Genomic DNA, 26,565 nt, shown 5'->3' on the forward strand with positions numbered 1-26,565 from the left:
TAACAAGCGCCCGGGAATCGTCGGCGCGCCAATGAAAACGGCGCCGCGGACGAACCGCGGCGCCGTGCGTGGAGCAAGGCCGATCAGGCGCTGAAGGAGTTGCTCTTGCCGGTTGCAGTGGCATCCGGCTTGAACTCGCTGGCGCGGCCGTTGAGCACCAGAGTGCTGCAGAGCATGTCGTGCAGAGCCTGCTTGCGGCGCGTCCAGCCGGCCATCATGAAGCCGATGAAGAGGATGATCGTGCTGAGGAACTTGGCCAGGTAGCGGCCCAGTGCCCGCCAGAAGCTGATCCGCCGGCCTTCGAGGTCGGTGACGCGGATGCCCAGTGCCAGCTTGCCCAGCGTGGCCTGCCACGGCGAGCTTTCGCACACGGCGAAATACAGCCAGGTCAGCACGGCGGTGAGCAGGATCGCCGTGCCCATCGTCGCGTAGTACTGGCCGTAGGCGGCGAGCATCACGTGCGGATCGCCGGGCGCCGCCATCATCGCCTGCTTCATCGTTTCCTGCGCGGCACCGTCGCCCATCGAGCGCATGATCACCAGGTTGTTGGGGATATACAGCACGATCGCGTCGAGGATGTAGGCCGCCAACCGCTTCCAGAAGCCGGCGTAATCCTCCAGCACCGCGGCGGTGGTCTGCGGCAGCGCCTGCAGCGGGGTGGCCGGTGCCGCGTAGGGGTTGTCGGCAGGCGGAGTGGCGGCCGGTACCGCGTCGCGGAACAGTACCGACAGCGGCTGCCAGTCGGCGAGGCCTTCGTACCAGGCGAGATCGTCGGGGCTGACCTTGCCGCTGCGCAACCACTCGCGCACGTCACTTTCCTTGTATGGCCCATGCCGTTCGCCGTCGCGGCCGATCCAGATTTCCATTGCGCACTCCCCGGGGCTGTGTGGAGTGCGCATGATGCCATGAGTGCGCGCGCCGGCGCTGTGCCGGGAGCAGGGGGCGATTCTCAGGCTGCGTCGCGGCGCTTCAGGTGGACCAGCAGCAGCGAGATCGCCGCGGGAGTGACGCCGCTGACGCGCGCGGCCTGGCCCAGCGTCGCCGGCAGCGAGCGCTTGAGCTTGAGCAGCACTTCCGCCGACAGCCCGCGCACCTTGTCATAGTCGAAGTCGGCCGGGATCGCGGTGTGTTCGTGCCGGCGCTGGCGCTCGATCTCTTCGCGCTGGCGTTCGAGATAGCCGGCGTACTTCACCTGCACCTCGACCTGCGCCGCCACGTCCTGGCGCGCCACCGGCGGGCCGAACCCGGGCACGCCGGCGAGGCTGGCGTAGTCAAGTTCGGGCCGGCGCAGCAGGTCGACCGCGCTGGTTTCGCGGCTGAGCGCGATGCCGAGCTGGCGCTCGAGCGCCGCACCCAGTGCATTGGCCGGCGCGGCGCACAGGCCGCCGAGGCGCTGCAGTTCCCGCTCGACCGCCTCGCGCCTGGCGCGCAGCGCCTCGACGCGTGCCGACGGCACCACGCCCAGCGCGAAACCCTGCTCGGTCAGGCGCAGGTCGGCGTTGTCCTCGCGCAGGTGCAAGCGGTATTCGGCGCGCGAGGTGAACATGCGGTACGGCTCGATGGTGCCGTTGCTGGTGAGGTCGTCGATCAGCACGCCGATGTATGCCTCGTCGCGGCGCGGATACCACGGTGCCTTGCCCTGCACGGCCAGCGCGGCGTTGAGCCCGGCGAGCAGGCCTTGCGCGGCGGCTTCCTCGTAGCCGGTGGTGCCGTTGATCTGGCCGGCGAAGTACAGGCCGGGGATCGCCTTCGTTTCGAGCCAGGGGTGAAGTCCGCGCGGATCGAAGTAGTCGTACTCGATGGCGTAGCCGGGGCGGGTGATGTGGGCGTGCTCGAAGCCGGGGATCGAGTGCACCAGCGCCAGTTGCACGTCGTACGGCAGCGAGGTGGAGATGCCGTTCGGATAGATCTCGAACGTGTCCAGTCCTTCCGGTTCGATGAAGATCTGGTGCGACGGCTTCTCGGCGAAGCGCACCACCTTGTCCTCGATCGACGGACAGTAGCGCGGGCCGACGCCCTCGATCTGGCCGGTGTAAAGCGGCGAGCGGTCCAGCGCGCCGCGGATGATGTCGTGGGTGCGCTCGCTGGTGTGGGTGATCCAGCAGCTGACCTGGTGCGGATGCTCGGCGCGGTTGCCGAGATAGGAGAACACCGGCGCGGGATCGTCGCCGTGCTGTTCTTCCAGCCCGCTGAAGTCGATGCTGCGGCTGTCGATGCGGGGCGGCGTGCCGGTCTTCAGCCGGTCGGCGGCGACCGGCAGCTCGCGCAGCCTTTGCGCCAGCGTGCTGGCCGGCGGATCGCCGGCGCGCCCGCCGGCGTACTGCGCCTGGCCGATGTGGATCTTGCCGGCGAGGAACGTGCCGGCGGTAAGCACCACCGTGCGCGCGTCGAAGGCGAGTCCCATCTGGGTGACCACGCCGCGGACGCGGCCGTTCTCGATGATCAGGTCGTCCACCGCCTGCTGGAACAGTTCGAGGTTCGGCTGGGTTTCCACCATGCGCCGGATCGCCGCCTTGTACAGCGCACGGTCGGCCTGGCAGCGGGTGGCGCGCACGGCCGGGCCCTTCGAGGCGTTCAGCGTGCGCCACTGGATGCCGGCAAGGTCGGCGGCGTGGGCCATGGCACCGCCCAGCGCGTCGATCTCCTTCACCAGGTGGCCCTTGCCGATGCCACCGATGGCGGGGTTGCAGCTCATCTGGCCGATCGTCTCGATGCTGTGGCTGAGCAGCAGGGTGCGCGCGCCGGTGCGCGCGGCGGCCAGCGCGGCCTCGGTGCCGGCGTGGCCGCCGCCGATCACGATGACGTCGTAGCAGGTGGGGTGACGCATGCTGTTGCCCGGAGCGCGCAAAAGTGACAAAAGTGGGCGTCATGGTAACGCGATACGTCTGCCGTCGAAGATTGCCTGAAAGTGGCATGGATCGTGCTTCATCCGGCTTGCACTTTCATGGGCAGACGCTGCGCGAGGATCGCGCGCCGAGGTCGAGCGGACAGGGGTTCGATCGCGTACCGTGAGAGGAAGCAAGACGGCACCTTCGGGTGCCGTCGTCTTTTGTGGCGCCGGTGGATGCGCGATGCGACGCCAGGCCCGGAAACACGAAGCCCCGCGGCATGCGCGGGGCTTCGTGTCATGTAGATCTGGCGCCAGGCGGTCTCAGGAACAGGGGGAATCCAGGATGACCGTATTGCCGGGCGCCAGAAAGCGATGGGAATTCGAAGGTGAAACGTGAGGTTGATCTTCGCCGGAAACGCGTGAACGAAGGGTGACTGAAAGGGGACTTTATGCCGGCTCGCGGCAACAGCTGACGCGGGACGTCAGTGTCGCGGCAGACGCGGCAGGTTGGCTGTGACGGGAATCACACATTGGCACGGGTGATGCTTGTTCATCACTACCCACCCATTGACCCATTCAGGAATTCGCCATGGACATGAACTTCGATTTCCAGCCCGTCTATCCGCATCACGACCTGCTGGTCGAGATCGGCGAGGTGGAGATGGCGATGGACCACCTGAGCGAGTTCGACAACGACGTGCGCGACGACATGCAGCCGGACCTGGAATCGCGCATGCAGAGCCTGCTCGAGGCGCTGGACCACCTGGCCGTCTGAAATGCCGGCTGCCGCCGCGCGGCGTCGATGCCGTGCGCGCCAGGCAGCCGAAGCGATCGGCCGCTGCCCGCATGCGTCGCGCGGATTTCAGTGGTTCAGCACGTTGCCGATGATTTCGCCCAGGTTGCGTGACAGGCCGGCGCTGCCGGCCAGCTCCGCAATCGCCGTCCGCGCCAGCGCACGGCGCCCCGGTTCCAGCCGCTGCCATCCGTTGAACGCCGTGGCCAGGCGCGCTGCCACCTGCGGGTTGAGCGCGTCCAGCGTACCCAGCCGCTCGGTCAGGAACCGATAGCCGGCGCCGTCGGCGCGATGGAATCCGCTGGGGTTGCCGCGCACGAACGAGCCCAGCAGCGACTGCACCCGGTTCGGGTTGTGCAGGGTGAACGCCGGGTCCTTTTCCAGTCGCATCACGCGCGGCAGCGCCGCGTTGCCGGGCAACTGCGCCTGCACCGCAAACCACTTGTCCAGCGCCAGTGCATTGCCGGCATGGCGCTCGCGATAGTCCGCCAGCGCCTGTTCGCCCGCAGCGGACTGGCCGCGCACCAGCACCGCGAGCGCGGCGAGGCGGTCGGTCATGCCCGGCGCGTCGTGGTACTGCGCCGCGGCCAATGGCTGCGCGCGTTCGCTGGCGCAGGCCTCCAGCAACTCCAGCAGGCGGCGGCTGAGTCGACGGCTGGCCTGGCTGGCGGCATCCAGCGCGGTCGAGCGGCGTGCGGCCAGCGTGCGATAGCGCTGCTCCAGCGCGTCGGCGCCGAGCCGTTCGGCCAGCCTGCGTTGCAAGGCCTGGCGCAGCTGGTGGATGCGCTCGGGATCGACCGCGCCTTCGCGTTCGGCCAGTTCGATCTCGCCCGGCGGGGTGAGCAGGTCGGCCAGCAGGGCATCGTCCATGTTGCCGTCGGCGAACAGGCGGGCCAGCGCATCGCCCCAGGCCTGCAACGAGGTGTCGGTGCCGCCGTCGCGCAGGTTCTCGTAGGCGCGTGCGGCCAGCAGCTGGCCCGCTTCCCAGCGGTTGAAACCATCCGGGTCGTGCGCCAGCAGCAGCGCCAGTTCGGCCGGCGTGTAGTCGCATTCCAGGATCACCGGGGCCGAAAAGCCGCGCAGCAGGGATGGCACCGGCGGCGCGTCCACGCCGGTGAACACCAGTGCCTGCTCGGCCTGTTCCAGCACCACCACGCGTTCATTGCCGGCGTCGTTCGCCTCGCCGGCCAGTTGCAGCGGCAGCATGCGGCCGTCGCTCGCGAACAGGGCCAGCTTCACCGGAATCGGCAGCGGCGCGCGGGCCGACTGGCCGGCGACGGCCGCCGCGTGCTGGCCGAGGGTCAACGTGTACTCGCGGCGTGCGGCGTCGTGCTGGCCGTGCGCGCGCAGCCGCGGCGTGCCGCTCTGGCCGTACCAGGCCAGGTACGCCATCAGATCGACGCCGTTGGCTTCGCCCAGCGCGCCGAGGAAATCCTCCAGCGTGGCGGCGCGACCGTCGTTGCGTTCGAAATACAGGTCCATGCCGCGGCGGAAACCATCCGCGCCGAGCCGCCCGGCCAGCATGCGCACCAGCTCGGCGCCTTTCTCGTACACCGTGGCCGTGTAGAAATTGTTGATCTCGCTGTACTGCGCCGGGCGCACCGGATGGGCCAGCGGGCCGGCGTCCTCGGGGAACTGCGCGCGGCGCAGCAGGGCGACGTCCTCGATGCGCTTGAGCGGCGCGGAATTCATGTCGGCCGAAAAGCTCTGCTCGCGGAACACCGTGAGGCCTTCCTTCAGGCTGAGCTGGAACCAGTCGCGGCAGGTGACGCGGTTGCCGCTCCAGTTGTGGAAGTACTCGTGCGCGACGACCGCCTCGACGTGGCGGTACTCGTCGTCGGTGGTGGAGTCCGGATCGGCCAGCAGGTATTTCGCATTGAAGATGTTGAGGCCCTTGTTCTCCATCGCGCCCATGTTGAAATCGTGGGTGGCGACGACGTGGAACACGTCGAGGTCGTAGTTGCGCCCGTAGCGCTGCTCGTCCCAGCGCATGGCGCGTTCCAGCGCGTCCAGCGCATAGCCGCAACGGCCGATCGCGTCGGCCTCGGCCCAGATCTTCAGCTGCACGGCGCGGCCGTCGGCGGTGCGATAGTCGCGCCCGATGCTTTCCAGGTGGCCGGCGACCAACGCGAACAGGTAGCTCGGTTTCGGGTGCGGATCGACGAATCGCGCCCAGTGCCGGCCGTCCTCCAGCTCGCCGGCGCCGGCCGGATTGCCGCCGGCCAGCAGCACCGGGAAACGGGTGCGGTCGGCACGCAGGGTCACGGTGTAGGTCGACAGCACGTCGGGGCGGTCGGGGAAGAAGGTGATGTGGCGAAAGCCCTCGGCCTCGCACTGCGTGAGCAGGAAGCCGCTCTCGCGCGGGCCGGACAGGTACAGGCCCTCCAGTGCGGTGTTGGCGGCCGGGTGCACGCGGACGCGGGTTTCCAGCACGCTGCCGTCGTGCGCGCCGTCGATCTCCAGCACGCTGCCGTCGTAGCGGTACGCCTCGGTATCCAGCTGGCGACCATCGAGCGCGATCGACACCAGTTGCAGGTTCTCGCCATCCAGCCGCAGCGGCAAGGGTTGCGCCGGATCGCGGCGCAGGTGCAGGCGTGCGGCGATTTCGCTGGCGTCGATGCCGAGCTCGACCTCCAGTTCGATCGACTCGACGCGCCAGGCGGGCGGCTGGTAATCGCGCAGCCGGATCACCGGACCGGCTTGCTGGGGAAGTGCGTGCATGAGCGGAACAACGTGGGTGGGGGATGGATCAGGCTAACATGGGCAAGTTCAACCGCAGGAGAATCCGGTGACTGCTTCCGGCTCGACCCGCTACGGCGTGGAGCGTTCCTGGCTGGGCACGCAGCCCGTCATGGCGTTGCACGATCACGCGGGAAACCGCCACGTGCGCGTGGCCTTGCATGGCGCCGCCCTGCTCGGTTTCGAGGTGCCTTTCGGCGACGGCCTGCACGACCTGGCCGACGGCTACCACGATGCCGACGAGGTGCAGCGCCGCCCGGGCTCGCGCTTCGCGATCATGGTGCCCTTCGCCGGTCGCGTTGCCGATGCGCGCTACCGCTTCGACGGCGTGGCGCAGGATCTCGATCCCGGCGTGACCGGCAGCGAACGGGCCAGCCGTCACGGCTTCGTGCGCGATGCGTTGTTCGAGATCGAGAAACTGGCCGCCACCGATACCGCCGCCAGCGTGCGGTTGACCACCGCGGCGATTCGTCCGCGCCCGGGCTACCCGCACGCGATCGACCTGGCGGTCGAGTTCACCCTGGATGATGCCGGGCTCGGCCTGGACGCGTGCATGAAGAACGTCGGCGACACTCTCGCCCCGTGCTTCTTCGGCTGGCATCCGTACTTCCGGCTGCCTGGCGGTGGCCTGGTCGACGACTGGCCGCTGCAGATTCCCGCGCAGACGCTGATCCGCACCGGCGCCGACCTGATCGCACTGCCCGGCGCCGCCGCCTACGTCGCGCTCGACGATGCGCCGGCGCTGGATTTCCGCGAGCCACGGCAGATCGGCGACAGCATCCTCGACCAGGGCTACACCGACCTCGAAGCCGATGCCGACGGCCGCATCCGCACCCGCCTGGGCGATCCGTCGCACGGCTTCGCGCTCGCGCTGTGGCAGGAGCGCGGCGTGATGCACGCGTTCACCGCCGACACGGTGGCGCGCGACGTGCGCCGCGCGGTCGCGCTGGAGCCCATGGAATGCATGGCCGATGCGTTCAACCGGCCCGAGTGCTCCGACGCGATCGCGCTGGCGCCCGGCGCCACGCGCCATTTCCGTTGCGGCATCGAGGTCGTCGGCGCATGAGCCATTCCATCGAAGAGCTTCCCGAGCTGGCGCAGGTTCGCGCCGCGGCCACGCGCATCGCGCCGCATGCGCGAGTGACGCCGGTGATGTGCAGCCCGGCGCTGGATGCGCTGAGCGGCGCCAGACTCTATTTCAAGTGCGAGCACCTGCAGCGCGGCGGTGCGTTCAAGTTCCGCGGTGCCTGCAACGCGGTGTGGTCGCTGGATGAGGAGCAGGCCGCGCGCGGCGTGGTCACCCATTCCTCCGGCAACCACGGCAACGCGCTGGCGCTGGCCGCGGCCACCCGCGGCATCGCCGCCCACGTGGTGGTACCCGAGGGCGCGGTGCGCGCCAAGCTCGCGGCGATCGAACGCGCCGGTGCCACCCTGCACCGCTGCGCGCCGACCCAGGCGGCGCGCGAGGCGATGTGCGAGGAGGTGCGCCGCGCCACGGGTGCGGAGCTGGTGCATCCCTATGCCGACAGCCGGGTCATCGCCGGACAGGGGACGGTCGCGCTGGAGCTGTTGCAGCAGATTCCCGAACTGGATGCGTTGATCACCCCGGTCGGCGGCGGCGGGCTGGCCGGCGGCATGGCGATCGCCGCGCACGGCATCGACCCGGCACTGGCGCTGTTCGGCGCCGAGCCGCTCGGCGCCGACGACGCGGCGCAGTCGATGGCGCACGGCGAGCGCGTCACCACGGTGGTGCCGGACACGGTCTGCGACGGCCTGCGCGCGCTGGTCGGCGAACGCAACCTCGACGCGTTGCGCGCACACCATGTCGAGATCATCACCGTCAGCGACGCCGAGACGATCGCGGCGATGCAACTGCTGTGGTCTGAACTGAAGCAGGTGGTGGAAGTCTCCAGCGCCACCGTGCTGGCGGCGATCCTGCAGCAACCGGCGCGCTTCGCCGGTCGCCGCGTCGGCGTGGTCATCACCGGCGGCAACGTCGACCTGCAGGCCTTGCCGTGGAGCTGGAAGTGAGTGGAGAGGAGCGAGAAGTGAGAGAGAGCGGCAGGATCGCCGCGCCCTGCTGTTCTCTCACTTCTTACTCCTCTTCACTCACTCCTGAGCCTTGCGCCCCAGCCCGCTGACCGCGAGCAGGCCCAGCAGCACGAACGCGATGCCGGTGGCTTCCAGTGACGACGGCTGCTCGTGCAACAGCCACCAGGCCAGCAGCACGCTGAGCACGGGCACGCCGAGGCTGGACACGCTGGCCACCGTAGTCGGCAGCCGCTGCAACACGATCGACCACAGCCACCAGGCCGCCGCCGACGCCAGTACCGCGCTGTAGGCGAGACCGCCGATGAAGGCCCAGTTCCACACCAGCGGTCGCTGCGGCATCACCAGCGCAAGTAACCCCAGCACCACGCCGCCAGCCAGCATCTGCCAGGCAGTGAGGCTGAGCACGTCCGGCGCGTGGCGCTGGAACAGGCGTTTGCTGAGCACGGTGCCGGTGGCCCAGGCGAGTCCACCGAGAATGGCCAGCACGGTGCTCGCGGCGCTGCCCATCGGCCGCCAGGGTTCGATGATGCACAGCAGGCCGATGGCCGCCAGCGCCAGGCCGAGCCAGTGCCGCGGCGTCGGCCGGTCGCCCAGCAGCAGCCACGCCAGCAGCACTGCCCAGAACGGCATGGTGTAGGCGAGCAGGGCCACGTGGCCGGCACCGCCGTCGAGCAGCGCCCACTGCTCCAGGCCCTGGAAAGCGGCGGTCTGGCACAGTCCGATCAGGATCGTCGGGCCCAGCGGCGGCGGCCGCAGCGAGCGTCCCGACAGCAGCAAGGCCACGAACAGCACCCCCGCGCCAAGCAGGTAGCGCAGCGCCGCGAAATCGAACGGGCCGGCCCAGGCCAGCACCTGTTTCATCACGATCCAGCTGTAGGCCCACAGCACGATGGTGACGAGCATGGCCAGCACGGCGCCGCGCTGGGGTGACGGGGAAGGCGGCATCGACATGGGGCCAAAAGAGGGGCGACAAGTGTAATGGCCTCCGTTACGGTTGGCGGATCGACAGCCACATGAAGTCGCCATGAGCAAACGCGCCGAACCCACCCGCTGCCACTGGGCCGCCGCCGACGACGCGCTGATGTGCGCCTACCACGACACCGAATGGGGCGTGCCGCTGCATGACGACCGCGGCCTGTTCGAGTTTCTCTGCCTGGAAGGAGCCCAGGCCGGTCTGTCCTGGCGCACCGTGCTGGCCAAGCGCGCGCATTACCGCAAGCTGTTCCACGATTTCGAGATTCCCCGCGTCGCCGCGATGAGCGACCGCGAACTGGAGAAGGTGCTGCTCGACCCGGGCATCATCCGCAACCGGCTGAAGGTGTACTCGACCCGCGACAACGCGCGCGCCGCGCAGCAGGCGATCGCCGAGTTTGGCAGTCTGGACGGCTATCTGTGGTCCTTCGTCGATGGCCGCACCGTCGTCAACCGCTGGCGCGAACCTGCCGAGGTGCCGGCCAGCACGCCGCTGTCCGACCACATGAGCAAGGCGCTGAAGAGGCGCGGCTTCCGCTTCGTCGGCAGCACCATCTGCTATTCGCTGATGCAGGCCACCGGGATGATCGACGATCACCTGGTGGGCTGCTTCCGGCACTGCGGGGCGCGCTAGCCGCCGCAGAAACTTTCGTTCGGCGCCGAATGCGGGCGCGCACGATGGCGAAATGCGCAGTCGCTCACACAATCGCGTGAAAGAGGGGCCGGCAGCGTTCAGCACGCGAAATGCATGCTGAACAAGTCAGCGGTGCGCGCTTGTGCGTCGCGCGCACACGAACTGAAGATGCGCGAGCAGGTGTCGGCGGCATGCGGATCGACCTTGGCCAGGGGGCGGGGTTCGGGCAGGGAATGCAGCATGTCGTCTCCTCCCGCAGGCATTCCGCCATCGCAGCATTGCCCAGGAGCCACTTCATGAAATCCCGCCATCTCAAATCCACGCTGCTTTGCGCCGCGGTGCTGGGCGCGTTGTCGCTCGCGCCGGCCATGGCGCAAACCGCTCCGCCGCCTGACGCCCCCGTGTCGGCCAGCGCCAACGGCCAGGAGTCGACCCGGCTAAGCACCGAATTCGCTGCATTCGCCGGTTCGGATGCCAATGCGCAGGCACTGGTCGCCGGGTTGCGCGACGGCAGCGCCATCGCGCTCGACGACGTGATCACGAACGCCGATGGCACCACCACCACGACCACCACCACGTTCACGCCGGCCACCGGCCAGATGGGCTACGGCAACGTGAAGATCGCGCTGTCGCTGGCCGAAGCCAGCCTGGCGCAGGCGGGCATCACCGAGCCGACCGCCGCCGAGATCGAGGCCGCGCTGAACGGCGGCACCATGGTGCTGGCCGACGGCACCAGCATTGATCTCGACGGCGTGCTGGCGGCACGCGCCGCCGGCGAAGGCTGGGGCCAGATCGCCAACAGCATGGGCTTCAAGCTGGGTGACGTGATGCGTTCGCCGAAGGCAACCGGCAGCGCTTCGGCCAGCGCGCATGGGCATGTCGACGTTTCGGTGGCCAAGGTCGAGTTCGGCAAGAGCCACATGGGCGACCATCCGACGGCGGCCGATCACCCGGGCAAGCCCGATACCGCCGGCAAGCCGGACATCGCGAACAGGCCCGCTCTGCCGGAACGCCCGCAGCGCCCCGAGCGCCCGCAGATTCCGGATCATCCCACCCACGTCGGCCGCCCGGGCGGCTGAGTCCGCGGTTCGCCTTACGTGCTTCTCCGCGCAGGCCCGGCAGACGCCTGGCCTGCGCAGTTCCCTGTCAGCAAGGATACTTTTCATGCGCAACGCACAACACTGGATGGTCGCCGGCGGACTGCTGCTGATCGGCGCGCCGGCAGCGCACGCCGCCACCGCGGACGGCGGCCAGTTCAGCCTCTCTGCCGGTGCCGACTACAGCAGCGGCAAATACGGCACCGACACCACCACCGACATCTGGTCGGTGCCGCTGACCGCGGCGTACCAAAGCGACCGCTGGACGTTGAAGCTCACCGTGCCGTATATCCACGTCAGTGGTGCGGGCAACGTGATCCCCGGCGTGGGCAAGGTCAACAACGGCAACCCCATTGGCCGCGGCCTCGGCCACATCATCGGCGGTGGCGGCTCCGGCGGTTCCGGTGGCAGTGCGGCGACGTCCAGCGGCTCCGCCTCGGGCCTGGGTGACGTCACCGCGTCGGCCGGCTACCAGTTGTTCACCAGCACCGACCGCACGGCCGGCCTGGATCTCACCGGCAAGGTGAAGTTCGGCACCGCCGACGAGAACAAGGGGCTGGGCACCGGCAAGAATGACTACGGCCTGTCGCTGGACGCCTACAAGGTCAGCGGCGCGTGGACCGCGTTCGGCGGCGTGGGCTGGACCAAATACGGCAGCTCGCAGTACATCCAGCTGCAGAACGGCTTCAACGCGAACATCGGTGCCGACTACAAGGTCGGTGCCAGCGACAACGTCGGCGCCTACTACTACTACCGCGAGCGGATCGCCGACACCGGCGCCGCGCAGAGCGAGCTCGCCGGCTATTGGAACCACAAGTTCAATCCGAACCTGCGCCTGCAGGCCTATGCGCTGGCCGGCTTCACCGACGGCAGTCCGGATTACGGCGTGGGCGCATCGGTCAAGTACAGCTTCTGATCGAAGCGGCGCCGCGCGCGAGCGTGCGCGGCGCCGGCTGCGCGAGGTTCAGTCCGGCAGCGCCAGCACGCAGTCGTCCGCGCCGTAGCTGCGGCAGCACACGGCGAAGATCGACAGCTCGCGACGGTCCAGCACCGGCGCCAGCAGGCCCTCCAGGAAACCGCTGAAGAAGATGCAGCCGGAGTGGCCGGGTTCGCCGCACAGCGGGCTGTGGCGAATGTGCAGCTGGCTGCCGTCCTGTTCCACCTCTACCAGCGCGCGCAGTGCCGGCACGCCCCGTTGCGCGATCGCCTGCTCCAGGTCGAGCCGCCCGCCCGCCGTCGGTTCGCGCTGGGCGAGCCATGCACCGGTGCGCCGGCCCGCCAGCGCCAGCGTGGGTTCGCGCGCCGCCTCGGCGACCGCGCGATCCAGCTGCTGCAGCCGCGGCATGATTTGCGGGTACTCGGTGGCCAGTTTCGCCAGCAGCTTGTCGATGGCCTCCTGGTCGGGTTCGAGCGGGACCAGCTCCACGAACGGCGCCTCCGCCACCACGGCGGGCGCAGGCGCCACCGGAGCCGGCGCCGGGGGCGGCAGGATGAATTCGAGATCCGGCTCGGGCGTCGGCCGCGCGGCGACCGCAGGCGGGGGCGCGGGTGCCGCCGTCGGCGTGACCAGCCTGACCGGCGCGACCTCGTCGAAAGCGGGGACAGCCGGCGCCGTCGCAGCCGCGGGCCTGGTCGGCGCCGTCGGCGGGGCCGCCTCCGGTGCCGGTGGCGCCACTGGAAGGACGGGCGGAACGTACGCCGACGGCGCGCGCGAGGCGGCGAAGTGCGCGCGTTCCTCGCCCTCGGTGACCGGTTCCAGTTCGAAACTGATGATGCGCTCGTGGGCATCCAGCGCCGCCGCCAGCGCGCGCTTTTTTCGCGGCGGCCCGCGCACCACCATGGTCAGCAGGATGCCGTGCGGGTCCTGGACCAGTCGCTGCCGCTGCAGGCTGAAACCGCTGGCCAGCACCAGCCGGCCCACTTCCATCAACAGGCCCTCGCGTCGTTCCGACAAGGCCTGGATTTCCAGCTCGATCATCAGGCCCCCCTGTATGCGTTGCTGGTCCACCGAGTTGTGGCCGATACCATGATCGCATCCGGCGCGAAAAAGCGTGCGCTGGTTGTTGAATCCGCGAAGTCAGCGCTGCATCGGCGCCCCCGGGGCATGTTTCATGCTTCGTCTTTCTGACGCCGCGAGCCGCGCAGCTTGTCGATCGAGAAGCTGGCGATCTCCATGCCGCCCACGCGTCGCGGCTGCCCCACCGGCGGGCCCCATGCATGCGCGCTGACCACCTCCCAGGTGGCCGGGATGCGGCCGTCCACGCGCATCGTTTCGTAGGCGGCCAGCATGCGCCGGTAGCGCGACTTGCCGGTCAGTCCGCGCTCGCGCTGGCGGTCGGCATTGGTGGCGCCCAGGCCTTGCAGCTCTTCCAGCAACTTGCGCGGCTCGCTGTAGGTCAGGGTGTAGCGGAACACGTCCAGCACCGGGTCGCGCAGGCCGGCGGCGAGCATCGCGTCGCCCACGTCGTGCATGTCCAGGAAGCGGCTCACGTGGGCGCGCTCATCCGCCGCGGCCCACGCGGCGCGCAGCTCCATCAGGGTGTCGGGGCCGAAGCTGGAGAACGCCATCAGCCCGCCGGGCTTGAGCACGCGCATGCATTCGCCGAACAGCGCGGGCAGGTCGTCGATCCACTGGAAGCAGAGGTTCGAATGCAGCACGTCCACGCTGTGGTCGGCCAGCGGCAGCGCGCATGCCTCGGCGCAGACGCGGTCGAACGGCCGGCGCCAGCTGCTGTGCTGTTTCGCCACGCGCAGCATCGGTAGCGCCAGGTCGAACGCGATCACCTCGGCCTTGGGATAGCGCCGCTTGAGCGCGGCGGTGCCGCGGCCGGTGCCGGCGCCGATGTCGACCACCCGCTGCGGCGTGTCGAGGTAGAACGAGAGCCGCTCCAGCAGGTGCGTCTGCACTTCGCGTTGCAGCGCATCGTGCTTCTCGTAGGTGGTCGCCGCACCGGCGAAATTGCGTCGCAGTTGGCGTCGGTCGAGTTGGAACTCACTCATGGGCAAGGCTCGCGCTGGCCCGGCCACCGTGCCGGGCGAACAAGGGTTGCAGCGCCGCGACCACCGCGGCGGCATGGCTGAAGAACGGCGCGTGGCCGGCCTGGGCGATCTCGTGGCTGTCGCCGCCGCACTGGCTCGCCGACCAGGTCATCGCCTGCGGTGGCACCAGCCGGTCGCGGCGCCCGGCGATCCAGGCGCTGGGTACCGCCAGGTCGGGCAGGGCGGCGCGGCGGTCGCTGTCGTGCAGGATGCGGATGCCCTCCTGCAGCACGCGCGCGTCCGGTTCGCCGCGGGCGAACACCAGCTCGCGCAGATGGCGCAGCTCGCCGCGCGGGTCGGCGCTGCCCATCGCCTCCAGCGCCAGGAAGCGCTCGATGGTGGCGTGGTAATCGGTTTCCAGGTCACTGGCCAGTTGCTGCACCAGCGCCGGATCGCTGCCGTGCGGCCAGCCGGCGTCGCGCACGAATTTCGGTGTGGCGCACAGCATCGCCAGGCCATGCGCCTGATGCGGCAGGTCCAGCGCCGCGGTCAGCGCGATCAGCCCGCCCAGCGACCAGCCGAGCCAGAGCGCCGGCGGCGTGGCGGCGGCGATCGCGGCGGCGCAGGCGTGCGGTTCCAGCGGCAGGCCGCAGTCGCGCGAACGGCCGTGGCCGGGCAGGTCGACCACGTACATCGTGCACTGCGCTTGCAGCGCCTCGACCAGCGGCGCCAGCACGCCGCCGTGCATTGCCCAGCCGTGCAGCAGCACCAGCGGCAGCGGGCCATGGCCGGCTTTCTCGATGAACAGGCTCATGCGCCCGCCTCCTGCGGAAGCGGAAGCAAATCGGCGCCCACGGCGCCGCGTCCGTCGAACACGAAGCAGCCGCCCTGCCAGTGCGCGCCGTCGGTGAGTTCCAGGTATTTCAGGATGCCGCCTTCGAGCTGGTGCACGTGTTCGATGCCCAGTTCCTGCATGTAGATCGCGGCCTTCTCGCAGCGGATGCCGCCGGTGCAGTACGGCACCACGGTCTTGCCGGCGTAGCGTGTGCGGTCGGCGGCGAGCGCGGCGGGGAAGTCGGTGAAGCGGGCGATGCGATAGTCCACTGCCTGCGCAAAAGCGCCGGCGTCGGTCTCGTAGTCGTTGCGGGTGTCGAGCATCACCACCTCGCGGCCGGCGTCGTCGCGACCCTGGTCCAGCCAGCGCTTGAGCGTTGTCGCATCCACGCCGGGCGCGCGGCCCTCGGCGGGGCGCAGCGCGGGCAGGCGCAGGGTGATGATCTCGCGCTTGAGCCGCACGCGCAGGCGGCCGAAGGGCACGGTGTCGGACAACGATTGCTTCGCTTCCAGCGCGGCAAAGCGCGCGTCCTCGCGCAGCCAGGCCATGAAGGCGTCGGTGGCCGCGCGGGTGCCGGCGAGAAACAGGTTGATGCCCTCGTGTGCCAGCAGCACGGTGCCCTTGAGCGCCAGCGTCTCGGCGCGTTCGCGCACGCGCTCGCGCAGCGCGGACAGGTCGTCCAGCGCGACGAAGCGGTAGGCGGCGATATTGACGACGTTCATGGGGGAAAAGGCACAAGACAACGTGTCATTATACGGGGCCGCTCGCGCGCGGTTCCTGCGGCAGATCAGCCAGCGCGTCGAGCAGCCGGTCCACCTGGGCCTCTTCGTGCGCCGCGGACAAGGTGATGCGCAGCCGCGCCTGGCCAGCGGGCACGGTCGGCGGGCGGATCGCGACGACCAGCAGGCCGCGCCGTTCCAGCGCCTGCGCAGCCTGCAAGGCCGCCCGGGCGTCGCCCAGCCGCAACGGCTGGATCGCGCTCGCCGAGTCCATCAGCGGCAGGCCGAGCTGCGCGGCGCCGGCGCGGAAACGGGCGATCAGCGCGGCAAGCTTGTGGCGCCGCCAGGTTTCGCTCTGTGCCAGCCGCACTGCTTCCAGCGCGGCTCCGGCCAGCGCCGGCGGCATCGCGGTGGTGTAGATGTACGGCCGCGCGAACTGGATCAGCCCCTCGATCAGCGCCGCCGGGCCGGCCACGAACGCGCCGCTGCAGCCGAGTGCCTTGCCCAGCGTGGCCATCAGCAGCGGCACCTCGTGCTGGTCCAGCTTCGCCGCGCTGAGGCTGCCGGCGCCGTCGTCGCCGAGCACGCCCAGGCCGTGCGCGTCGTCGACCATCAGGGTGGCGTGCTCGCGGGCGCACTGCTGCGCCAGCGCGCGCAGCGGTGCGACGTCGCCGTCCATGCTGAACACGCCGTCGGTGGCCAGCAGCGCGGCCGCTTCGGGGCTGGCCGCCAGCTGGCGCGCGGCGGCGGCCACGTCGGCATGCGGATAGCGCTTCAGTTCCGCGCCGCTGAGCTTCGCGCCATCGAGCAGGCAGGCATGGTTGAGCTTGTCCTGCACGCACACGTCGCCGCGCGAGAGCAGCGCCTGCAGCACGCCGAGGTTGGCCATGTAGCCGGTGGAGAACAGCAGCGCGCGCTCGCGCCCGGTCCATGCGGCCAGCGCTTCTTCCAGTTGCGCGTGCGTGCGGCGGTGGCCGCAGATCAGATGTGCCGAGGTGCTGCCGACGCCTTGTTCGCCCGCCGCGCGGGCGAGCGCGGCAACCAGTGACGGGTGCTGCGCCAGGCCGAGGTAATCGTTGCTGCAGAACGAGAGCAGGCGCCGGCCGCCACTGTTCAGCCACGGGCCGTCGGCGTGCTCGATCACGTGCAGGCGGCGGCGCAGATTGGCGCGTTCGCGTTCGGCCGTCTGGACGGCCAGTCGCTGGAGGAGGTCGGGGCGGGGCATGGCTCAGTGCACTGCGCAGGGCGAGGAGCACCCCCTCCCGACCTCGCCCTGCGATGCAGGGGGAGGAGGCAAACGTGTGCCGCACGCCTTGCTCCCTCCCCTGCTTGCCCCAAAGGGACTTCCTGCGGCCGCAGGGGAGGGCCGGGGTGGGGCGCTGCTATGCCGCCGCACTGCAGCCGCAGCCGTGCCCGCAGCTGGCGTTTTCGCCGATGTCCGCATGCACGGTCTCCGCATTCTCGACCACCTCCATCGGATGCAGGTCGAGCCGGCGGAACAGCGCGCGGTCGGCCTCCACGTCGGGGTTGCCGGTGGTCAGCAGTTTCTCGCCGTAGAAGATCGAGCCGGCGCCGGCGAAGAAGCACAGTGCCTGCACCGCATCGTCCATCTGCTGGCGGCCGGCGGACAGGCGCACGATCGACAGCGGCATCAGGATGCGCGCCACCGCGATCGTGCGCACGAACTCGAACGGGTCCAGCGGTTCGGCGTTGGCCAGCGGCGTGCCCGGCACCGGCACCAGCTGGTTGATCGGCACCGAGTGCGGGTGCTCGGGCAGGTTGGCCAGTGCCTGCAGCAGGCCGGCGCGCTGCTCGCGCGTCTCGCCCATGCCGACGATGCCGCCGCAGCAGGTTTTCAGGCCGGCGTCGCGTACCTGTTCCAGCGTGGTGAGGCGATCCTGGTATTCGCGAGTGTGGATGATCTCGCCGTAGAACTCCGGCGCGGTGTCGAGGTTGTGGTTGTAGTAGTCGAGGCCGGCGTCCTTGAGCTGCTGCGCGTGGCCGTCGCCGAGCAGGCCCAGGGTGGCGCAGGTTTCCAGGCCCAGGTCCTTCACCGCGCGCACGATCGCGGCGACCTTGGGGATGTCGCGGTCCTTCGGCCCGCGCCACGCCGCGCCCATGCAGAAGCGGCTGGCGCCGGCGTCGCGGGCGGCCCTGGCGCGCGCCAGCACCTCGTCGACCTCAAGCAGTTTTTGCGGCAGCACGCCGGTGTCGTAACGCTGCGCCTGCGGGCAGTACGCGCAGTCCTCGGGACAACCGCCGGTCTTGATCGACAGCAGGGTCGACACCTGCACCGCGTTCGGATCGTGGTGTTCGCGATGCACGCCGTGCGCGCGATGCAGCAGGTCGTTGAACGGCAGCGCGAACAGCGCGGCGACCTCGTCGCGGCTCCAGTCGTGGCGGATGGCAGCGGGCATGGCGGGCTCCTGGGTCAGAGGCCGCGCAGTGTGGGCGGCGTACGCCGCTTCGTCAACCTTGGTAACTGTGTTTCAGGTTGACAAAGCGGCGGGTGCCCGCGTTGCTACTTGCTGCCGTCGCGCACGGCCTTCACCTGCTCCGCGGTCACCGGCTTGGCCTGGTTGCCCCAGGAGGTGCGCTCGTGGTTGGCGATGTCGGCGATGTCCGCGTCGTTGAGGGTGGCGGCGAACGGCGGCATCGCGCTGGGGTAGCTGACGCCGTCGATGGCCACGCCCTGCAGGCCGTGCAGCATCACGTCCAGATGCTTGGTGGGGTCGGCATCCAGCACCGCCGGGTTGCCCTTGAGCGGCGGGAACGCACCGGGCAGGCCCAGCCCCGTGGGCTGGTGGCAGGCGGCGCAGTAGGTCGCGTAGAGCTGCGCGCCGTGCGCGGGATCGAACGTGTACGGGCCGGTGGCGGCCGGTGGCGGCGCGGCGTTCGCATCTACCGGTGCCTTGGTGATCTGCGGCTTGGCAAGCGCCTCGCCTGGCGTGGCGATCTCCAGGATGCCCTGCGCGCCGAGCACGGCGTGCGCCATCGAGTGATCTACGAACGGATAGTGGCCCGCCTCGTCCAGGGTGAGGTCGAACACCGCGCCCTCGCCCGGCCCCACCGAGTAGGTGGAGACACCGTCGATGGCCTGCGCCGGATTGCCGCCGGGATAGACCTTGTCGAAGATCGCGCCGATCACGTGGAACGCGCTCCACAGGTTCGGACCGGCGTTCACCACATACAGGCGAACCAGGTCGCCCGGTTTGGCGGTCAGTGGATGCTGTGCGTACTGGAACGCGGCGCCGTTGAACACGACTTCATCCGGGCGGATCTGCTGCATCTTCTCGTAGCTGCCCGCCATCAGCGTGCCGGAGACCTGCTGGGTGTACCACTCGCCCTGCACCAGCACGTAGCTCTCGGCCGCCGGCGGCAGCGGCTCGGCCGGGTCGACGATGATCGCGCCGTACATGCCGTTGCCGATGTGCAGCAGCACCGGCGGCGTGCCGCAGTGGTAGAGGAAGGCGCCGGGCACCTTGGCCACGAACGAGAACTTGATCGACTCGCCCGGCATGATGTCCACGTAGTGCAGGCTCGGCGGCGTGATCGCCGAGTGGAAGTCGATCGAGTGCTGCATGGTGCCGCGGTTGGTGAGGGTGACGTTCACCGTCTGCCCCTGGCGCACGTGGATCACCGGGCCGGGCACGGTCTTGCCGAAGGTCCAGGCCTGGTACTGCACGCCGCTGGCGATCTCCACGGTGTCGTCGCTGGAGGTGATGTTCACCTCCACGCTGTCGCCCGGTTGCAGCGGCGGCAGGCGCGCGTCGCGGGCCTGCTTGATCGGCTGGTTGGAGGCCAGCGACAGCGGCGTCACCGCGGCGGCGGCGGCGGCGGGGCTGGCGCTGCGCACGTTCAATGCGCTGTGCAGGCCGGCCAGCAGCAGCGCCACCAGCAGCAACACGCCGGCCAGCGCCGGTCCCTGCACGCGCCACGACACCGGCCGCACCTGTTCCAGCGGAACCCGCGTGTTCCATTCGGAGAACCGCCGCCAGCGCGGCCAGCGGCTCTCGATCAGGTAGTCCAGGCTGTACGGGCTGGGGCCGGCGCGCAGGTTGATCACGATCAACGCGGCAAAGATCAGCACGAAGCTGATCGCCGCGCCGATGTTGTTGGCGCCCACCGAATACGGCCCGCCGAAACCCTCGGCCGTGCTCCAGATCAGCAGGCTGAACAGGATGCCGACGACGTAGGTGATCTTGCGCGCGAAACCCAGCAGCAGGGCCAGCGCCAGCAGCGTCTCGGCGATCCGCGTGGCCCACACGAACAAGCCCGCGTGCGGCGTGACCACCGCGATCCACATGTCGAACCACCACGCCGACCACGCCGGCTGGCCGGTGGCGGCATTGTGCAAGTAGCCGACGTAGTGGTCGGCGAAGCCGTCGGTCCAGGTCAGCGCGGCGCTCACCGCCCAGATCACGCCGAAGGCCACCCGCAGCGCGGTGCCGGCGATCGCGGGCCAGGTCGATGGAGCAGGGTGGTCGTCGTGGATCGAGCTCATGCGAATCTCCAGGTTTTCGATGGGCGAAGTGCAGGCGTGGCAGGGCGCGCCACGGTTGGTGATCGAGTGTAGACCGCAGGTGCACTGCGCGCGACCCGCGGTTGCCGCTACCATCGGTCGAGGCGGGGACGGGGGAGACCATGCACAAGACCAGTCTGCTGCAATCCTGGCCAGCGCTGCAGCGATGGCTGCTGCCGCTGCGCTGTCTGTTGTGCGGCGCGCCGGGCCACGGCGGCATGGACCTGTGCGCGGATTGCGCCGCCGAGATGCCGCGCAACCGCAATTGCTGCGCACGCTGCGCCTTGCCGCTGGCGACCGCGGCGACGTTGTGCGGCGAATGCCAGCAGCACGCGCCGCCATGGGACGCGGCATGGGCGCCGTTCCGCTACGGCTGGCCGCTGGACCGGCTGGAATCGCGCTTCAAGTTCGGCCGCGACCTCGCCGCCGGCCGCGTGTTGTCCGGCCTGTGGCAGAACGAGCCACGGGTGATCGAGCGGCCTTCGCTGCTGATTACCGTACCGCTGCATCGCAGCCGGCTGCGCCAGCGCGGCTACAACCAGGCGCTGGAGCTGGCCCGGCCGCTGGCGCGTGCGCTGGGGGTGCCGCTGCGCCACGACGTGCTGCAGCGCTCGCGGCGCACCGAGGCGCAAACCGAACTGGACGCGGTCGACCGTCGCCGCAACGTGCGCGACGCGTTCGCGCTGTGTCCCGGGCTGGCGCCGCCTGCGCACGTGGCGATCCTCGACGACGTGATGACCACCGGCGCCACGCTGGCCGAATGCGCCGGCGTGCTCAAGCGCGTCGGCGTGCCGCGGGTGGATGTCTGGGCGCTGGCGCGCGCGCCCTTGAGGCGGGAGTGAGTGGAGAGGAGTGAGAAGTGGGAGAAAGCATCGTCTCGCCACGCTCACTTCTCACTCCTCTCCACTCACTCCTCGCTATTTCACCGCCAGCGCCAACACGATGCCCACCCACAAGGTCAGGCCCAGCCAGTTGTTGTGGCGAAAGGCGGCCAGGCAGGCGTCGCGCCCGCGCTTGCGGATCAGCCACAGCTGGTAGCCGAACAGGCCGACGACGGCGAGCAGGGCCAGCCAGTACGGCCAGCCCAGGCCGGCACGCTGGCCGACGAACAGCAGGGCCAGCAGCAGGGTACCCATCAGCATGCCGAGGATCGGCACATCGGCATCGCCGAACAGGATCGCTGTGGATTTCACGCCGACCTTGAGGTCGTCGTCGCGGTCGACCATCGCGTACTCGGTGTCGTAGATCACCGACCACAGGATGTTGCCGAGGAACAGCAGCCAGCCCAGCGGCGGCACCGTGTGCGTCACTGCGGCGAACGCCATCGGGATCGACCAGCCGAACGCCGCGCCCAGCACCACCTGCGGCAGGTAGGTCCAGCGCTTGGTGAACGGGTAGATCGCCGCCAGCACGGCACCGGCGAAGGCCAGCTTGATCGTCAGCGCATCGGTGAACAGCACCAGCACGAAGGCGACTGCCAGCAGCACGGCGAACACCACCAGCGCCTCGCGCGGCGTCACCCGCCCGGCGGCGATCGGTCGCCCGGCCGTGCGCGCCACCTGCGGGTCGAGCTTGCGGTCGGCGTAGTCGTTGATCGCGCAGCCGGCCGCGCGCATCGCGAACACGCCCAGGGTGAAGATGATCAGCGGCTTCCACGGCGGGAAATCGCCGGCGGCCAGCCACAGCGCCCACCAGGTCGGCCACAGCAGCAGCAACGCGCCGATCGGCCGATCCATGCGGGTCAGCACCAGGTAGTCGCGTGCCTTTTCGCGGTGGCGTGCCGGCAGTTTCCGCAGCAGCCAGTCGAGCACGCGGGTGGCGCGGGTGGAGCTGTCCGCGGGGCGCGAGACGGCGGGCCTGGCGGCGGTCTTGGTTGCCGCCGGTCGCGCGCGCGGTCGCGCGACCGGCGCGGGTGCGCCGGTCTTGCGGGGCTTGCGTTTGCGCGGAGGCGTGGCCATCGCCCGGAAGTTTAGCGTGCGTCGCGCGGGCGCAGCGCCAAGCCCGTCACTTGGCGGACGGCTCCGGCGCGGGCGAGCGTTCGAAGCTGCCGGCGAAGCCGGGGAACACCACCGGGCTTTCGTAGCCGTCGGCCGAGACGGCCGACACCCCGAAGAACCAGTCGTCGATCACCACGTCGGCCAGCACGGCCTGGTCGACATCGCCGACCGCGCGCACGTACTGCCATTGCGACGCGGTGGTGTCGCGCCAGTGCACGCGGTAACCGGCGGCGCCGGGCACCTTGTGCCAGCTCACCGTGGTGTCGGTGGCCAGCGCGCCCTTGATCTCGACCTGCGTCGGCGGCGCCGGCGCGCGGCTCAGGCTGGCCATGGTGATGGCGTTGAGCGCGGTGACCCGTGCCAGGTAGCGGAAGTCGACGCCGTCGATGCTGTCGCCGTAATCGATGCCGCCTTCCTTGCGCAGGTCCTGGTGCTGGCGGGTGTAGTTCTCGTGCGCCTCGCTGACCCGCACGGCCGGATAGCCGGCCTGCAGGAACGGCACCTGGTCGCCGCCGCGGCCGAAGCGGTCGGTGCGGTAGATCATGCGCACGTCGAAATCGGGCAGGTACTGATCGGCAAGGCGGTCGATGTAGCGCGCCAGGTTGCGGGAGGGCGAATCCACCTCGCCGCCGTGGTAGCGGCGGTAGTCGGCCTGAGCCTGGCTTTCGTTGGTCTTGGTGCCCTCGGAGAACACCCGCACGGTGGTGTTGCCGATCACGCCGTTCTGGCCGTGGCTGTTGCCGACGATGTCGTTGTTGAGCTCGGCCTCCACCTTCCAGTCGTGCGCCACCGCGTAGTCGGCCAGCACCTTGCCGCCGTACAGGCCCTGCTCCTCGCCGGACAGCGCGGCGAACACCAGGGTGGCGCGGTTGTCCTGCCTGGACAGCAGCCGCGCGGCCTCGATCAGCGCCGCCACGCCGGAGGCGTCGTCGTTGGCGCCGGGGGCGTCGCTGGTGGTGTCCATCACGTCGGTGACGCGCGAGTCGAGGTGGCCGGTGATCACGATGACGCGCTGCGGGTCCGTGCTGCCGCGCTTGATCGCCACCACGTCCATCACCTCGGTCGGCGTGGGTGCGCGCTTGCCGGTGAACATCTGCGAGGGCGTGACGACCTCGATGCAGCCGCCGCAGTCCTTCGAGATCGCCTCGAAGCGCGACTTCACCCAGCGTCTCGCGGCACCGATGCCGCGGGTGTCGGACTTGGTGTCGGACAGGGTGTGGCGGGTGCCGAAGCCGACCAGGCGGGTGATCGTCATGCGCAGTTCGACCTGGCTCGGGGCATCGGCCAGCGCGTGCAGCGACGGTTGTTCGCGCGGTACCGCGGGCAGGCTGGTTGCCGCGACAGCGGGTACGCAGGCAAGCGCGAGCAGGGCACACGGCAGGATCAGGCGGCGCATCGGCGGGTTCCTCGGCGGGGAAAACTCCGACCATACAACCTCTGCGCCGATGCGCGCCGCAAAAAAAAGGCCCGTCCGTTGCCGGGCGGGCCCGAAGCGTCATCCGGTGCTTCCGTTGTGCGCTGCGCGTCCCTGCGCAACGGGTTGCCGTTGACCGCTTACGGCGTGTAGCTGCCGGTCAGCGTGACGCCGCTGTAGCTGCGGTAGGCGCGCACCATGATGTAGTAGGTGCCCGGGGTCGGTGCCGACGCAGTGCAGCTCTCGCTGTTGCCCGAAATGTAGGGGCGGCAGTCGTAGCTGCTGGTAGTCGGCGTGGAACCGAGCTTGACGTACAGGTCGGCGTCGCCGGTGCCGCCGGCGATCTTGATGTTGAGGTTGCTGGCCCCGCTCGGCACCACCATCGTGTAGTACACGGCGTTGCCCGTGCTCGCGCTCAGGCCGGATACCGGCACGCCGTTCTGCAGCACGTTGCCGCCACCGCCACCGCCGCTGCCGGTGCTCCAGGTCGCCTTGACGCTGACGCCCGAGAACGCCTGGTAGCCATTCAACATCACGTAGTAGGTGCCCGCTTGCGGCGAGGCCACGGTGCAGCTCTCGTTGTTGCCGGTGAGATACGGCCGGCAGTCGTAGCTGGACAGGGTCGGGGCGGAACCGAACTTCGTGTACAGGTCCGCGTCGCCGGTGCCGCCGGACTCGGAGATCACCAGGTTGCTGGCGCCGGCCGGGATCACCACGGTGTAGAACAGCTGGGCACCCTGGGCGCCGGACTGGCCGGTGAGCGCCACGCCGTTCTGCAACTGGTTGCCGCCACCGCCGCTGGAGCTGACCGTCACCGATTGCGTCTTGGTGTTGGTCGCGCCGTCGTTGTCGGTCACCGTCAGCGACACGCTGTAGGTGCCGGCCGCCGCATAGGTGTGGCTGGGGTTGGTCGCGGTGGAGGTGGCGCCGTCGCCGAAGTTCCACGAGCGCGAGGCGATCGAGCCGTCGCTGTCGGTGGAGCTGTCGGTGAAGTTCACGGTCAGGCCGCTGATCGAATCGCTGAAGTTGGCGACCGGCGGCACGTTGGCCGGCGGCGAACTGCCGCCGATGTCGCTGGCCGCGCCGCTGATGATCAGTTCGCCGCGACCGGTGGCCAGGTCATAGCCGGCGCTCGCCGTCTCGCCGCCGTTGTTGCCCGAGGTGATGTCGTGGAAGTCGGACGCGGGCAGCTGGTACAGCAGCGGTGCGGCAAAGCCGACGCCGGAACCCTTGATCGCGATGATCCGCGCCCACGCGCCGGCAAACAGCGGTGCCGACAGGCTGGTGCCGCCGTACTGCTGGGTGGCGCCGCTGACGATGATCTTCGCGCCCGAGTTCGGGTCGGCATCGTAGGCGATGTCCGGCAGGCCGCGCGTGCTGCCCGGGGCCACGCCGTTCTGCCAGCTCGGCTGCGGCTCGAAGGTGCTGGAGCTGCCGCCGCCGCTGGTCCACACGGTGGCGCTGTTCCAGGTGGTGGTCGATGCGTTCAGCGTGGTGCCGCCCACCGCCACCACGTATTGCGAGGCGGCCGGCCAGCTCGGCGTGACGCCGCCGTCGCCGCACTCGTCCGCGCCGGAGTCGCCGGTGGAGATCGAGAAGGTCTGCCCCTGCGCCACGGCCTGCTGGAAGATCTGGTCCTGCGCCGCGGCCGAGCCGTCGCTCTGCGCGCTGGTTTCGCACTCACCCAGCGAGACGTTGATGATCTTGGTCGCGTTGGCGTTGACGATGGTGTTGAAGTCCGCCGTCAGGTTGCTGTTGGACAGCGTGGGGATGTTGTAGAAGATCAGGCTGCCGACATGGCCGCCGGCCATGCCGACGATGTCCTGGCTGTCCAGGCTCCACTCGCCCAGGCCGCTGGTGTCGCTGCTGGTGCCGTTGGTGTTGACCGTCTGCGTGGTCACCGTCGGCAGGCCGTTCTGCGAGGTGAACGTGTTGAGGTCGGTAATCGTCTGGGTGATCTTGCCCTGGGTGACGATGCCCACCGGCACGCCGGCCGCCGTGGTCACGCCGCTGCCGCCGTAGATCGAGGCAAACTCGACCGGGTTGTGGCCGGTCACTGCCTGCGTGGTGTAACCCGATTGCATCGGCTTGGCGAAGGTGTGCGCCTGGTGCACGCTCTGCAAGCCGATCACCGACAGCACCACGTCCTGCAGCGAGGCAGGGATGTGCACGTCGTCGTTGTGCATGTACGCCATGCGGCCATCCTTGGTGCGCACCTGGGCAAACGTGGTCTTGAACGCGGCGCCGGCGGTATCGGCGCGGCCATCGGCCGACACCAGCATCCGGTTTGGCGAGATCTGCACGTTGGTGAAGCCGGCTGCGCGCAGCCAGGCCGCCACTCTGTTCGCCTGCGTGGCGGTGGGCGAATAGCTGGTGACGAACTGCGGCGTCGTCATCGAGCGCTGCACCATCGACAGCGGCGAGCTCTTGGCGGTGGCGATGAAGCTGTGCAGCTGGGCCGGGTTGCGCAGTTTCAGCGCCACCTCGATGTGCATCGGCTGTGCGCTGGACAGCGGGCCGCTGACCACGTCGCCCTGACGCAGCACGGTGGCGTGCTGGTTCAGCGCGACGAAAGTGGTGCCGCTGGTGATGCTGGCTGGCGTGGCGCCCAGCGCACCGGCTGCCGCGAAACTGATCGCGGCGGCCAGCAACTTGAGACGATGATGACTTGGCATGGTGACTCCCGAAGTTTTTTGAGGCAAAGCGCTGCCCTGAGACTGCCCGCGCCTCATTGGTTGATTTGCCGCGCGTGCACGGCATCCGTGATTTTTTGAAGCGGACCGACGATCCCGTACCCGCTTCGGTCGGCCCTCCCCTGGTGAGTCCTTGAGGGCCAGCTGCGGGCATGTCGCATGCCATTGACTGCAGGCCATGCGTCATTGCATGGCTGCTTGACAGGATCATTCGCCAAACTCCCCGTTGGCGAACCGCACGACGGTATGGCGCTGCGATTAATCCGGTCAATAGGACTTTTTCCGGCTC

22 protein-coding genes are annotated in these 26,565 nt (G+C 69.6%); 7 read left to right on the forward strand and 15 right to left on the reverse strand.

The features are described 5' to 3' along the window. Positions 1-83: 83 nt before the first annotated feature. Together ACVCMI_RS02785 and mnmG are read right to left on the reverse strand one after the other, a co-directional pair. The gene (locus ACVCMI_RS02785; protein ID WP_447097522.1) at positions 84-866 is read right to left on the reverse strand and encodes an RDD family protein; all 783 of its coding nucleotides are present in this window, start codon (positions 864-866) and stop codon (positions 84-86) included. Positions 867-949: 83 nt separating this feature from the next. Then, positions 950-2,827, reverse strand: coding sequence for a tRNA uridine-5-carboxymethylaminomethyl(34) synthesis enzyme MnmG (gene mnmG / locus ACVCMI_RS02790; protein WP_447097521.1), 1,878 nt, complete (start codon positions 2,825-2,827; stop codon positions 950-952). Between the two features lie 592 nt (positions 2,828-3,419). On the opposite strand from mnmG, the gene ACVCMI_RS02795 reads away from it, so the two are divergent. Next, positions 3,420-3,605 carry a hypothetical protein gene (locus ACVCMI_RS02795; RefSeq protein ID WP_395121002.1) on the forward strand — a complete coding sequence of 62 codons (186 nt, stop codon included), beginning with the start codon at positions 3,420-3,422 and terminating at the stop codon, positions 3,603-3,605. 87 nt (positions 3,606-3,692) lie between these two features. Here the strand turns inward: ACVCMI_RS02795 and pepN are convergent, their stop codons facing one another. Next, the gene (gene pepN, locus ACVCMI_RS02800; RefSeq protein WP_447097520.1) at positions 3,693-6,344 is read right to left on the reverse strand and encodes an aminopeptidase N; all 2,652 of its coding nucleotides are present in this window, start codon (positions 6,342-6,344) and stop codon (positions 3,693-3,695) included. 130 nt (positions 6,345-6,474) lie between these two features. Between pepN and ACVCMI_RS02805 the strand changes: the two genes are divergently transcribed. Continuing rightward, positions 6,475-7,428, forward strand: a complete 954-nt coding sequence (locus tag ACVCMI_RS02805) for an aldose epimerase family protein (protein ID WP_447099497.1) — start codon at positions 6,475-6,477, stop codon at positions 7,426-7,428. After that, positions 7,425-8,393: a pyridoxal-phosphate dependent enzyme gene (locus ACVCMI_RS02810; protein WP_447097519.1), complete on the forward strand. Its 969-nt coding sequence runs from the start codon at positions 7,425-7,427 to the stop codon at positions 8,391-8,393. Before ACVCMI_RS02805 ends, ACVCMI_RS02810 begins: the two co-directional genes overlap by 4 nt. A 78-nt stretch (positions 8,394-8,471) precedes the next feature. Here ACVCMI_RS02810 and ACVCMI_RS02815 read toward each other — a convergent pair whose 3' ends face one another. Continuing rightward, complete coding sequence (locus ACVCMI_RS02815) at positions 8,472-9,317, reverse strand: DMT family transporter (RefSeq protein WP_447097518.1); 846 nt, start codon at positions 9,315-9,317, stop codon at positions 8,472-8,474. 121 nt (positions 9,318-9,438) lie between these two features. Between ACVCMI_RS02815 and ACVCMI_RS02820 the strand changes: the two genes are divergently transcribed. Beyond that, the gene (locus ACVCMI_RS02820) at positions 9,439-10,020 is read left to right on the forward strand and encodes a DNA-3-methyladenine glycosylase I (RefSeq protein ID WP_447097517.1); all 582 of its coding nucleotides are present in this window, start codon (positions 9,439-9,441) and stop codon (positions 10,018-10,020) included. A 98-nt stretch (positions 10,021-10,118) separates the two neighbouring features. Here ACVCMI_RS02820 and ACVCMI_RS02825 read toward each other — a convergent pair whose 3' ends face one another. Then, the gene (locus ACVCMI_RS02825) at positions 10,119-10,262 is read right to left on the reverse strand and encodes a hypothetical protein (protein ID WP_395121008.1); all 144 of its coding nucleotides are present in this window, start codon (positions 10,260-10,262) and stop codon (positions 10,119-10,121) included. Between the two features lie 54 nt (positions 10,263-10,316). On the opposite strand from ACVCMI_RS02825, the gene ACVCMI_RS02830 reads away from it, so the two are divergent. Both ACVCMI_RS02830 and ACVCMI_RS02835 read left to right on the forward strand, forming a co-directional pair. Continuing rightward, a complete protein-coding gene (locus ACVCMI_RS02830; RefSeq protein WP_447097516.1) occupies positions 10,317-11,099 on the forward strand; it encodes a hypothetical protein in 783 nt (260 codons plus the stop codon). An 85-nt stretch (positions 11,100-11,184) separates the two neighbouring features. Further along, the gene (locus ACVCMI_RS02835; RefSeq protein ID WP_447097515.1) at positions 11,185-12,033 is read left to right on the forward strand and encodes a transporter; all 849 of its coding nucleotides are present in this window, start codon (positions 11,185-11,187) and stop codon (positions 12,031-12,033) included. A gap of 48 nt (positions 12,034-12,081) precedes the next feature. Here the strand turns inward: ACVCMI_RS02835 and ACVCMI_RS02840 are convergent, their stop codons facing one another. The 7 genes from ACVCMI_RS02840 to ACVCMI_RS02870 form a co-directional block, all read right to left on the reverse strand. Continuing rightward, a complete protein-coding gene (locus ACVCMI_RS02840) occupies positions 12,082-13,095 on the reverse strand; it encodes a hypothetical protein (protein WP_447097514.1) in 1,014 nt (337 codons plus the stop codon). A 131-nt stretch (positions 13,096-13,226) separates the two neighbouring features. After that, the gene (bioC, locus tag ACVCMI_RS02845) at positions 13,227-14,117 is read right to left on the reverse strand and encodes a malonyl-ACP O-methyltransferase BioC (protein WP_447097513.1); all 891 of its coding nucleotides are present in this window, start codon (positions 14,115-14,117) and stop codon (positions 13,227-13,229) included. Next, on the reverse strand, positions 14,110-14,910 hold the full coding sequence (gene bioH / locus ACVCMI_RS02850; RefSeq protein ID WP_395121013.1) for a pimeloyl-ACP methyl ester esterase BioH: 801 nt from the start codon (positions 14,908-14,910) through the stop codon (positions 14,110-14,112). Before bioH ends, bioC begins: the two co-directional genes overlap by 8 nt. Continuing rightward, entirely contained in the window at positions 14,907-15,653 is a 747-nt protein-coding gene (locus ACVCMI_RS02855; protein WP_447097512.1) for a sulfurtransferase, read from the reverse strand. The genes bioH and ACVCMI_RS02855 overlap by 4 nt, the downstream gene beginning before the upstream one ends. 28 nt (positions 15,654-15,681) lie before the next feature. Then, positions 15,682-16,875: an 8-amino-7-oxononanoate synthase gene (bioF, locus tag ACVCMI_RS02860; protein ID WP_447097511.1), complete on the reverse strand. Its 1,194-nt coding sequence runs from the start codon at positions 16,873-16,875 to the stop codon at positions 15,682-15,684. A gap of 157 nt (positions 16,876-17,032) precedes the next feature. Then, on the reverse strand, positions 17,033-18,067 hold the full coding sequence (bioB, locus tag ACVCMI_RS02865) for a biotin synthase BioB (protein WP_447097510.1): 1,035 nt from the start codon (positions 18,065-18,067) through the stop codon (positions 17,033-17,035). Positions 18,068-18,171: 104 nt separating this feature from the next. Further along, entirely contained in the window at positions 18,172-20,154 is a 1,983-nt protein-coding gene (locus ACVCMI_RS02870; RefSeq protein ID WP_447097509.1) for a multicopper oxidase domain-containing protein, read from the reverse strand. A gap of 140 nt (positions 20,155-20,294) precedes the next feature. Here ACVCMI_RS02870 and ACVCMI_RS02875 point away from each other — a divergent pair, with 140 nt between their 5' ends. Then, on the forward strand, positions 20,295-21,014 hold the full coding sequence (locus ACVCMI_RS02875) for a ComF family protein (protein ID WP_447097508.1): 720 nt from the start codon (positions 20,295-20,297) through the stop codon (positions 21,012-21,014). Positions 21,015-21,089: 75 nt separating this feature from the next. Here ACVCMI_RS02875 and ubiA read toward each other — a convergent pair whose 3' ends face one another. The 3 genes from ubiA to ACVCMI_RS02890 form a co-directional block, all read right to left on the reverse strand. After that, positions 21,090-21,983: a 4-hydroxybenzoate octaprenyltransferase gene (gene ubiA / locus ACVCMI_RS02880; protein ID WP_447099496.1), complete on the reverse strand. Its 894-nt coding sequence runs from the start codon at positions 21,981-21,983 to the stop codon at positions 21,090-21,092. Positions 21,984-22,176: 193 nt separating this feature from the next. After that, positions 22,177-23,565: a M28 family metallopeptidase gene (locus tag ACVCMI_RS02885; RefSeq protein ID WP_447097507.1), complete on the reverse strand. Its 1,389-nt coding sequence runs from the start codon at positions 23,563-23,565 to the stop codon at positions 22,177-22,179. A 158-nt stretch (positions 23,566-23,723) separates the two neighbouring features. Continuing rightward, a complete protein-coding gene (locus ACVCMI_RS02890; RefSeq protein ID WP_447097506.1) occupies positions 23,724-26,258 on the reverse strand; it encodes a pre-peptidase C-terminal domain-containing protein in 2,535 nt (844 codons plus the stop codon). Positions 26,259-26,565: the final 307 nt, after the last annotated feature.

This window comes from Rhodanobacter sp. UC4448_H15, from assembly GCF_052978265.1.

Coding starts and splice junctions, on each gene's coding strand:
- ACVCMI_RS02785 (WP_447097522.1), bottom strand. CDS start 866: ATGGAAATCTGGATCGGCCGCGACGGCGAACGGCATGGGCCATACAAG.
- ACVCMI_RS02885 (WP_447097507.1), bottom strand. CDS start 23,565: ATGCGCCGCCTGATCCTGCCGTGTGCCCTGCTCGCGCTTGCCTGCGTA.
- ACVCMI_RS02805 (WP_447099497.1), top strand. CDS start 6,475: ATGGCGTTGCACGATCACGCGGGAAACCGCCACGTGCGCGTGGCCTTG.
- ACVCMI_RS02830 (WP_447097516.1), top strand. CDS start 10,317: ATGAAATCCCGCCATCTCAAATCCACGCTGCTTTGCGCCGCGGTGCTG.
- mnmG (WP_447097521.1), bottom strand. CDS start 2,827: ATGCGTCACCCCACCTGCTACGACGTCATCGTGATCGGCGGCGGCCAC.
- ACVCMI_RS02870 (WP_447097509.1), bottom strand. CDS start 20,154: ATGAGCTCGATCCACGACGACCACCCTGCTCCATCGACCTGGCCCGCG.
- bioH (WP_395121013.1), bottom strand. CDS start 14,910: ATGAGCCTGTTCATCGAGAAAGCCGGCCATGGCCCGCTGCCGCTGGTG.
- pepN (WP_447097520.1), bottom strand. CDS start 6,344: ATGCACGCACTTCCCCAGCAAGCCGGTCCGGTGATCCGGCTGCGCGAT.
- bioC (WP_447097513.1), bottom strand. CDS start 14,117: ATGAGTGAGTTCCAACTCGACCGACGCCAACTGCGACGCAATTTCGCC.
- ACVCMI_RS02840 (WP_447097514.1), bottom strand. CDS start 13,095: ATGATCGAGCTGGAAATCCAGGCCTTGTCGGAACGACGCGAGGGCCTG.
- ACVCMI_RS02815 (WP_447097518.1), bottom strand. CDS start 9,317: ATGCTCGTCACCATCGTGCTGTGGGCCTACAGCTGGATCGTGATGAAA.
- bioB (WP_447097510.1), bottom strand. CDS start 18,067: ATGCCCGCTGCCATCCGCCACGACTGGAGCCGCGACGAGGTCGCCGCG.
- ACVCMI_RS02825 (WP_395121008.1), bottom strand. CDS start 10,262: ATGCTGCATTCCCTGCCCGAACCCCGCCCCCTGGCCAAGGTCGATCCG.
- ACVCMI_RS02855 (WP_447097512.1), bottom strand. CDS start 15,653: ATGAACGTCGTCAATATCGCCGCCTACCGCTTCGTCGCGCTGGACGAC.
- ACVCMI_RS02875 (WP_447097508.1), top strand. CDS start 20,295: ATGCACAAGACCAGTCTGCTGCAATCCTGGCCAGCGCTGCAGCGATGG.
- ACVCMI_RS02890 (WP_447097506.1), bottom strand. CDS start 26,258: ATGCCAAGTCATCATCGTCTCAAGTTGCTGGCCGCCGCGATCAGTTTC.
- ACVCMI_RS02810 (WP_447097519.1), top strand. CDS start 7,425: ATGAGCCATTCCATCGAAGAGCTTCCCGAGCTGGCGCAGGTTCGCGCC.
- bioF (WP_447097511.1), bottom strand. CDS start 16,875: ATGCCCCGCCCCGACCTCCTCCAGCGACTGGCCGTCCAGACGGCCGAA.
- ACVCMI_RS02820 (WP_447097517.1), top strand. CDS start 9,439: ATGAGCAAACGCGCCGAACCCACCCGCTGCCACTGGGCCGCCGCCGAC.
- ACVCMI_RS02835 (WP_447097515.1), top strand. CDS start 11,185: ATGCGCAACGCACAACACTGGATGGTCGCCGGCGGACTGCTGCTGATC.
- ACVCMI_RS02795 (WP_395121002.1), top strand. CDS start 3,420: ATGGACATGAACTTCGATTTCCAGCCCGTCTATCCGCATCACGACCTG.